This is a genomic window from Pseudomonas sp. MWU16-30323, assembly GCF_020515595.1.
GTDB classification, from domain to species: Bacteria; Pseudomonadota; Gammaproteobacteria; order Pseudomonadales; family Pseudomonadaceae; genus Aquipseudomonas; species Aquipseudomonas yamanorum.
In genome coordinates this window covers 104679-112876 of the sequence record NZ_JAIWYM010000020.1, presented here as the reverse complement: position 1 = coordinate 112876, position 8198 = coordinate 104679, and the positions used below count along the sequence as shown (strand labels likewise).

The following is an 8198-nucleotide window of genomic DNA, read 5'->3' as shown; positions in this document are numbered from 1 at the left end:
GACCGAAGAAACGGATATGTACTCAGCCAGACTGAACATATCTCCTCCCCCAACCCACCACGCAACCATTGGTTACAAGTTGGTGATAACCTCGCCTTTCCCCCACCCAGACCTGTCTCCCCGATGCCCAGTGAACCCGCGCTGCTACTACGTCACCACCGCCCTTTCATCGCGTTCTGGCTGGCGCGGATCTTCACCGCCAGCGGCTTCCAGATGCTCACCGTGGCCATAGGCTGGAACCTCTACCAACTGACCGGCAACGTGCTGGACCTGGGTTTGGTCGGCCTGGTGGAGTTCGTGCCGCGTGTACTGTTCATGCTGCACACCGGCCATGTGGCCGACCGCTATGAACGGCGCAAGGTCGCGGCCATCTGCCAGACCGTGCAGGCGTTGATCGCGCTGTCCCTGGCGATTGGCGGGCTGACCGGCAACGTCACCCGCGAGATGATTTTTATCCTGGCGTTCCTGCTGGGTGCGGCGCGTTCGTTTGAAATGCCCACCACCCAGGCCCTGCTGCCGAGCATCGTGCCCACCGCACTGTTTCCCCGCGCCGTGGCGTCGTCGCAGTCGGCACAGCAATTGGCCACCATCGTGGCGCCGGCGTTGGGCGGTTTGTTGTACGCCTTCGGCAGTGTCTGGGTATATGGCCCCACGGTGGTGCTGTACCTGATTGCCTGCGTGCTGACCCTGAACCTGCCTGCGCGCCAGACGCCGCTGAACAAGGCCAAGGCGACCATGGATTCGTTGCTGGCCGGGATTCGCTTTATCCGCAGCCGGCCGGACATCCTCGGGGCGATTTCCCTGGACTTGTTTGCCGTACTGCTGGGCGGCGCCACCGCGTTGCTGCCGGTGTTTGCCAAGGACATCCTGCTGACCGGGCCGTGGGGGCTCGGGCTGCTGCGTTCGGCGCCAGCAGTCGGGGCGTTGCTGATGTCGCTGTGGCTGGCAAGGTTTGCCGTGGACCGGCACGTCGGGCGGATCATGTTTACGGCGGTTGGGGTGTTTGGCGTAGCCACCATCGCATTCGGCCTGTCGACCTCATTCTGGTTCTCCCTGGCCGTGCTGGTGGTATTGGGCGCAGCGGACATGATCAGCATGGTGATCCGCGCCTCGTTCGTGCAACTGGAAACCCCGGATGAAATGCGCGGCCGGGTGAGCGCGGTCAACGGGCTGTTTATCGGCGCATCAAATCAGTTGGGCGAGTTTGAGTCCGGGATTACCGCTCACTGGTTCGGCACCGTACCCGCCGTGGTCATGGGCGGCATCGGCACGCTGGTGGTGACCGGGGTCTGGATCAAACTGTTCCCGACCCTGGCCAACCGCGACCGCATGCATGTGCCAGTGGAAGAACCCGCCAAGGTTTAGAACACCTTGTCGAGGGTGACGGGAAAGTCCCGCACCCGCTTGCCGGTGGCGTGATACACCGCGTTGGCCACCGCCGCCGCCACCCCGACAATCCCGATCTCGCCGACGCCCTTGGAACCCAGGGCGTTGACGATCTCGTCATGTTCTTCGACAAACAGCACGTCAATCTCGCCGATATCCGCGCTTACCGGAATGTGGTACTCGGCCAGGCTGTGGTTCATGTAGCGGCCCAATGCGTGATCGACCTGGGTCTCCTCATGCAACGCCATGCCGATGCCCCAAACCACACCACCGAGAATCTGGCTACGGGCCATCTTCGGATTAACCACCCGCCCGGCCGCAATCGCACTGACCACCCGGCTGACCTTGATCGTGCCCAGGTCCTCATCCACCCGCACTTCGACGAACACCGCCGAATGAGTGGCTGAGGCATAGCCTTCGCGCTGTTTGCCCGGCTCGCAATCTACCTGAACCTCCAGCGTCTGCTCGCCGCTGTCCTGCACCAGTTGCGCCAGGGAGATGCGCTGGTCACCGACATGCAACTGGCCGCTTTCAAACCGCGCTGATTCGGCATCTTTAAAGGCGGGGTAAGTCTTGCGCGCAATCTCCAGCAGCGTGGCATTTAACGCCTCACACGCCTGCTGCACCGCGCTGCCCACCGACGACACGGTAAACGAGCCACCCTGCAGCGGTGCGGTCGGCAGTGATGAATCCCCCAGCAGGAACGTCACGTCACCCACCGGAACACCACTGGCCTGGGCCGCAATCTGGGTCATGACCGTGTAAGTGCCGGTGCCGATATCAGTGGTGGCGCTGCTGACCGTGAGCTTGCCCAAGTGATCGATCCGCGCCTTGGCGCTGGCCTTCATTTGCAGCGCTTCCCACACGCCGCCGGCCATGCCCCAGCCGATCAGTTGGCGGCCATCACGCATGCTTCGCGGTTCCGGGTTGCGCTGGCTCCAGCCGAAACGCTCGGCCCCTTCGCTGTAACACTCACGCAAGGCTTTGCTGGACCAGGGCTTGTCTTCGTTCTGATTGCGCTCGGCATAGTTGATCAGCCGCAGTTGCACCGGGTCGATGCCCAGGGCGCAGGCCAGTTCGTCCATCGCGCACTCCAGGCCGATCACCCCGAGCGCCGCGCCGGGCGCGCGCATGTCCAACGGCGTGAACACATCCAGCGGCACCAGTTTGTAGGTCAGCAGCACGTTATCGCAGTGATAGAGCATGCCGCTCCACTCCACCACGTGCTCGCTGAAGTCCTCGAAGCGCGAGGTCTGGCCGATGGCGGTGTGGCCCAGTGCGAGCAAGCGACCATTGGCGGCCGCGCCCAGTTGCAGGCGCTGCAAAGTGCGCGGGCGATAGCCGAAGGTGAACATCTGCTGACGCGTGAGGGTGACGCGCACCGAACGCTTCAAGGCCAGCGATGCCATCACCGCCAGCGGCAACTGGTACTGCGGCCGCAAGCCTGAACCAAAGGCACCACCAACAAACGCAGCGAAGATTCGCACCTGGCTTTTATCCAGGCCGAAGACTTTCTGCACGTAAGCCTGGCAGTTCTGCGGGCCCTGGGTCTTGTCGTGGATATGCAGGGTGCCGTCGGGCTGATACAGCACGGTGCTGGCGTGGGGCTCCATCGGGTTGTGGTGTTCGATGGGCGTGCTGTAGTGCAGGTCCAGGCTCGTGGCGGCGCCGGTCCATTCGGCCTGGAAGTTGCCGCGTGGCTTGGGCGGAGTTTGCGGCGAAGGGTGCGCCTGGTCCTGCAAGGCCAGCAGGTCGGTCTCGGAAGGTTCGGCTGCGTATTCGATCTCAACCAAAGAGCCGGCGTGACGCGCCAGCTCCAGGTTATCGGCAATCACCAATGCCAACGGCTGGCCGCTATACAGCACGCGGTCGTTGTACAGCGGGCGAAATGGCGAGCCGTCGGCGGCATCGGCATCGGCGTAGCTGTCGTCGTAGCTGGCGAGTTTCGGGCGGTTGAGGTGATCAAGCACCATCACCACGCCCGGCAACGCCAGGGCTTTGGAAGCGTCAATGCGGATGACCCGGCCCTTGGCGATGTTGCTCGACACCACACTGCCGTGCAGCAGGCCGTCTTCGGGAAATTCCCCGGCATATCGCGCTTGCCCGGTTACCTTGAGCAGACCGTCGACCCGGTCCAACGGTTTGCCGATCGCGCTCATGATGTGGCTCCCGCAACAGCGGCATCGCTCAGGGCGCGAATGATTGCGCGGCGTGCCAGTTTGATCTTGAAGCCGTTGTGTTCCAAAGGCTCGGCGTCCTGCAGCAAGGCTTCGGCGGCGCTGCTAAAGGTTTCGCGGCTGACGGACTGGCCGATCAGCGCGGCTTCCACCGCGCGATCACGCCAGGGTTTGTGGGCGACGCCGCCCAGGGCCAGGCGTGCATCGACGATCACATCGCCTTCCAACGCCAACGCCGCCGCAACCGATACCAAGGCAAACGCATAGGAAGCCCGGTCACGGATTTTCAGGTAGTGGCTGTGAGCAGCCAGGTGGTCGGCAGGCAACTCGATAGCGGTGATCAACTCGTCATCGGCCAACTGGTTATCCCGCTGGGGCGCATCCCCCGGCAACCGATGAAAGTCGGCAAACTCGATCACCCGCGCACCGCCCCGGCCCTGCACATGCACCCGGGCATCCAGCGCGGCCAGGGCCACGCACATGTCCGAAGGATGGGTGGCCACGCACTGATCGCTGGCGCCGAGAATCGCGTGGATGCGATTCAAGCCGACCCGCGCTGGGCAACCGCTGCCGGGCTCGCGTTTGTTGCAGGGCACGGCGGCGTCATAGAAGTAATAGCAACGGGTGCGTTGCAACAGGTTGCCGCCGGTGCTGGCCATGTTGCGCAATTGCGGCGAGGCGCCGGCGAGAATGGCTTGGGACAGCAACGGGTAGCGTTGTTCGATCAGTGGGTGCCACGCGAGGTCGGCGTTGCTCACCAGGGCACCAATCATCAGGCCGCCTTCGTTGGTTTCTTCCACATCGCGAAGCGGCAGGCCGGTGATATCGATCAGGTGTTCGGGGCGGCTGATGTTTTCTTTCATCAGGTCCAGCAGGTTGGTGCCACCGGCGATAAACCGTGACGCCGGGCTGACCAGGTGCACCGCCTCCTGCACATCCACTGGTTTGCTGTAATGGAAGGGATTCATTGCTCACCTCCCTGCGCACGGCACGCCGGCAAGGCTTCTTCGATGGCATCGCGGATGTTGTTGTAGGCGCCGCAGCGGCACAGGTTGCCGCTCATCAGTTCCTGGATTTGCGCGGTATCGTGGGCGCGGCCTTCACGGGCCAGGCCCACCGCCGAGCAAATCTGCCCCGGCGTGCAGTAGCCGCACTGAAAGGCGTCGTGCTTGATAAAGGCCTTTTGCATCGGGTGCAGGTCTTCGCCCGAGGCCAGGCCTTCGATGGTGGTCAATTCGGCACCGTCGCACATCACCGCCAGGGTCAGGCAGGCGTTCACCCGCTTACCGTTGAGCAAAACGGTGCAGGCGCCGCACTGGCCGTGGTCGCAGCCCTTCTTGGTGCCGGTCAGGTCCAGTTGCTCGCGCAGCAGGTCCAGCAGGGTGGTCCAGGGCAATACATCCATTTGGATGTCCCGGCGATTGAGGGTCATGCGTATCGGATGGCTGACGAACGGCTTGGCCGCCGCGCCGGTGTGGGTCGCGCTCATAAACACCTCACGGATTGGTGTGCAATCGCGGCGTTCAGGAAAGTCGCCGTCTTAGCGGTCCGACTTCCGTGGGTTATGAGCGTTCAAGAGAATTGATGGGTGGCGATCAGCGAATGCTGAGGGTGGTGACCAACTGGTTGCGCGGCGGGTTGATCGAGGTGTTGCTGTACTGGAACGTGCCGCCGGCTTCGACATCCAGCTGGAACGTATAGATGTAGCCCATCAACGTGCCGGCGCCGCTGCATGCCTGGCTGATGGAACCCACCTGGCAGATGGCAGTGCTGGTGCCGGACACCGGCGCACCATCGAAGAACGCCTGGGAGCTGTTGCCCAGGCCGACTTCCATCACGTACACCAGCGTCTGCCCACGGTGCGTGCACATCTGGGTGCTGGCCGCCCGCTCAGGGATGGTTTCCGTGCAATTGGCCGACTGCACCTTGAACACCCGCACCTCGCTCAACGCCGGTGCAGGCGCGCCCCACGCCGGTGCTGCACCGAGCCACAGGCCGATACAACCGAACAGAGCTAGACTCCAGGCGCTGGCTTTTTTCATGCTGTCGATGACCCTGTAATAAACGTCGGCGCAGTATGCCTCAAGGCCATGATCAAGCCTATGCGCCACTGGCCCTCGGCTGCTGGTATGATGCGCCGCTTTTTCCGATCCTCTCTGGAACCACAGCCGCTTGGCGCAGTTTGTGCTTTGACTTAGAGGTCAACAAATAACGACGCAAAATAGCGTCACAGGGAGCAGGCATGCTGGAAAAGCTGTTTCAACTCAAGGCACACAACACGAATGTGCGCACCGAGATTCTCGCGGGCGTCACCACCTTCCTGGCCATGGCCTACATCCTGTTCGTAAACCCGAGCATCCTCGGCGAGACCGGCATGGACAAGGGCGCGGTCTTTGTCGCGACCTGCCTGGCAGCGGCCATCGGTTCCACCGTGATGGGCCTGATCGCCAACTACCCGATTGCCCTGGCACCGGGCATGGGCCTCAACGCGTTCTTCACCTACACCGTCGTCCTGCACATGGGCCATACCTGGCAAGTGGCGCTGGGTGCGGTGTTCATCTCGGCGGTGCTGTTCTTCCTGCTGTCGATCTTCCGCATCCGTGAATGGATCATCAACAGCATCCCGCTGCCCCTGCGTTCGGCGATCGCGGCGGGTATCGGCCTGTTCCTGGCGTTGATCGCCCTGCACAACGCCGGCATCGTGGTCAGCAACCCGGCCACCATGGTGGGCCTGGGCGACCTGAAACAACCGGCACCGATCCTCGCCACCCTCGGCTTCGCGCTGATCGTAGCGCTGGAAGCCCTGAAAGTACGCGGCGCGGTGTTGATCGGCATCCTGGTGGTGACCATCGCTTCCATCGTGCTGGGCTTTACGCCGTTCGGCGGCGTGATGTCGATGCCACCTTCGCTGGCCCCGACCTTCCTGCAACTGGACATCAAGGGCGCCCTGGACATCGGCCTGGTGAGCGTGATCTTCGCGTTCCTGTTCGTCGACCTGTTCGACAACTCCGGCACCCTGATCGGCGTGGCCAAGCGCGCGGGTCTCATGGGCAAGGACGGCCACATGCCGAAAATGGGCCGTGCGCTGATCGCTGACAGTACGGCGGCCATGGCCGGCTCGCTGCTGGGCACCTCGACCACCACCAGCTACATCGAATCGGCTGCGGGCGTGAGCGCCGGTGGCCGTACCGGTTTGACCGCCGTGGTGGTCGCGATCCTGTTCCTGCTGGCGTTGTTCTTCTCGCCACTGGCGGCCAGCGTTCCGGCCTTCGCCACCGCGCCGGCGCTGCTGTTCGTTGCCGTACTGATGACCTCGGGCCTGGCCGAAATCGACTGGGACGACATCACCGTCGCCGCGCCGGTGGTGATCACCGCCCTGGCGATGCCATTCACTTATTCCATCGCCAACGGCATCGCCTTCGGTTTCATCGCCTGGACCGCCATCAAGCTGCTTTCGGGCCGCTACCGTGAGCTGAACCCGGCGCTGGTGATCCTGTCGATTCTGTTTGTGATCAAGCTGGGCTGGTTCAACGCATGACTTTTGACGCCGCAAGCTACACCGTTCAACTGGAAGAAAAGGTCACGCGCTTGCGTGACCTGCTGGCGCCGTTCGATGCGCCAGAGCCTCAGGTTTTCGACTCGCCGTTGCAGAACTTTCGCCTGCGGGCGGAGTTCCGCCTGTGGCGCGAAGGGGGTCAGCGCCACTACGCGATGTTCTCCCAGGACGACAAGCGCACGCCGATCCTCATCGAAGCGTTCCCGATTGCCAGCCTGCGCATCAACCAGTTGATGCCGCAGCTCAAGGCCGCCTGGCAAGCCAGCGCCGCCCTGAGCCACAAGCTGTTCCAGGTGGAGTTCCTCACCACCCTGGCCGGCGACGCGATGATCACCCTGTGTTATCACCGCCCGCTGGACGAGCATTGGCATACGGCGGCGAACAAGCTGGCGGCGGAGCTGAACGTCAGCATCATCGGCCGCTCCAAGGGCAAACGCGATGTGATCGGCCGCGATTACGTGGTCGAGAAGCTCGACGTCGGCGGTCGCACCTTCAGCTATCGCCAGCCCGAAGGCGCATTCACCCAGCCCAACGGCACCGTGAACCAGAAGATGCTCAACTGGGCGTACGAAGCCCTGGGCGATCGCAGTGATGACTTGCTGGAACTGTATTGCGGCAACGGCAACTTCACCCTGCCCCTGGCCACCCGCGTGCGCAAAGTGCTGGCCACCGAAATCAGCAAGACCTCGGTGAATGCGGCCTTGAGCAACCTCGATGAAAACGCGGTGGATAACGTCACCCTGGTGCGCTTGTCTGCCGAAGAACTGACCGAAGCCTTGAACGAAGTGCGGCCGTTCCGACGCCTGCACGGCATCGACCTCAAGAGCTACGAATTTGGCAGCGTGTTCGTCGACCCGCCACGTGCCGGGATGGACCCGGACACCTGCGAATTGACCCGGCGCTTCGAGAACATCCTCTACATTTCCTGCAACCCGGAAACCTTGGCGGCAAACATTGCGCAACTGCATGACACGCACCGGATTACCCAGTGTGCGTTGTTTGACCAGTTCCCCTGGACGCACCACATGGAATCGGGTGTTCTGCTGACCCGGCGGTAAGTCCCCAGGACATCGACAATA

At 62.9% G+C, this 8198-nt stretch carries 7 protein-coding genes; 3 read left to right on the top strand and 4 right to left on the bottom strand.

All coding sequences use genetic code 11. From position 1 onward, the window contains the following. Nucleotides 1–123 precede the first annotated feature (123 nt). Complete coding sequence (locus LIY45_RS21485) at nt 124–1365, top strand: MFS transporter (protein WP_063026986.1); 1242 nt, start codon at nt 124–126, stop codon at nt 1363–1365. Here LIY45_RS21485 and LIY45_RS21480 read toward each other — a convergent pair. The 4 genes from LIY45_RS21480 to LIY45_RS21465 all read right to left on the bottom strand — a co-directional run bounded on the left by LIY45_RS21480 (nt 1362) and on the right by LIY45_RS21465 (nt 5605). Next, a complete protein-coding gene (locus LIY45_RS21480) occupies nt 1362–3545 on the bottom strand; it encodes a xanthine dehydrogenase family protein molybdopterin-binding subunit (protein WP_226477520.1) in 2184 nt (727 codons plus the stop codon). The genes LIY45_RS21485 and LIY45_RS21480 overlap by 4 nt on opposite strands. Then, nucleotides 3542–4531 carry a xanthine dehydrogenase family protein subunit M gene (locus LIY45_RS21475; protein WP_226477519.1) on the bottom strand — a complete coding sequence of 330 codons (990 nt, stop codon included), beginning with the start codon at nt 4529–4531 and terminating at the stop codon, nt 3542–3544. Before LIY45_RS21475 ends, LIY45_RS21480 begins: the two co-directional genes overlap by 4 nt. Further along, nucleotides 4528–5052, bottom strand: coding sequence for a (2Fe-2S)-binding protein (locus tag LIY45_RS21470; RefSeq protein ID WP_017477849.1), 525 nt, complete (start codon nt 5050–5052; stop codon nt 4528–4530). The genes LIY45_RS21475 and LIY45_RS21470 overlap by 4 nt, the downstream gene beginning before the upstream one ends. A gap of 106 nt (nt 5053–5158) precedes the next feature. Continuing rightward, on the bottom strand, nt 5159–5605 hold the full coding sequence (locus tag LIY45_RS21465) for a DUF4879 domain-containing protein (RefSeq protein WP_017477850.1): 447 nt from the start codon (nt 5603–5605) through the stop codon (nt 5159–5161). Nucleotides 5606–5805: 200 nt separating this feature from the next. Between LIY45_RS21465 and LIY45_RS21460 the strand changes: the two genes are divergently transcribed. Next, on the top strand, nt 5806–7101 hold the full coding sequence (locus tag LIY45_RS21460) for an NCS2 family permease (protein WP_003215557.1): 1296 nt from the start codon (nt 5806–5808) through the stop codon (nt 7099–7101). Next, entirely contained in the window at nt 7098–8177 is a 1080-nt protein-coding gene (gene trmA / locus LIY45_RS21455; RefSeq protein ID WP_226477518.1) for a tRNA (uridine(54)-C5)-methyltransferase TrmA, read from the top strand. The genes LIY45_RS21460 and trmA overlap by 4 nt, the downstream gene beginning before the upstream one ends. Nucleotides 8178–8198: the final 21 nt, after the last annotated feature.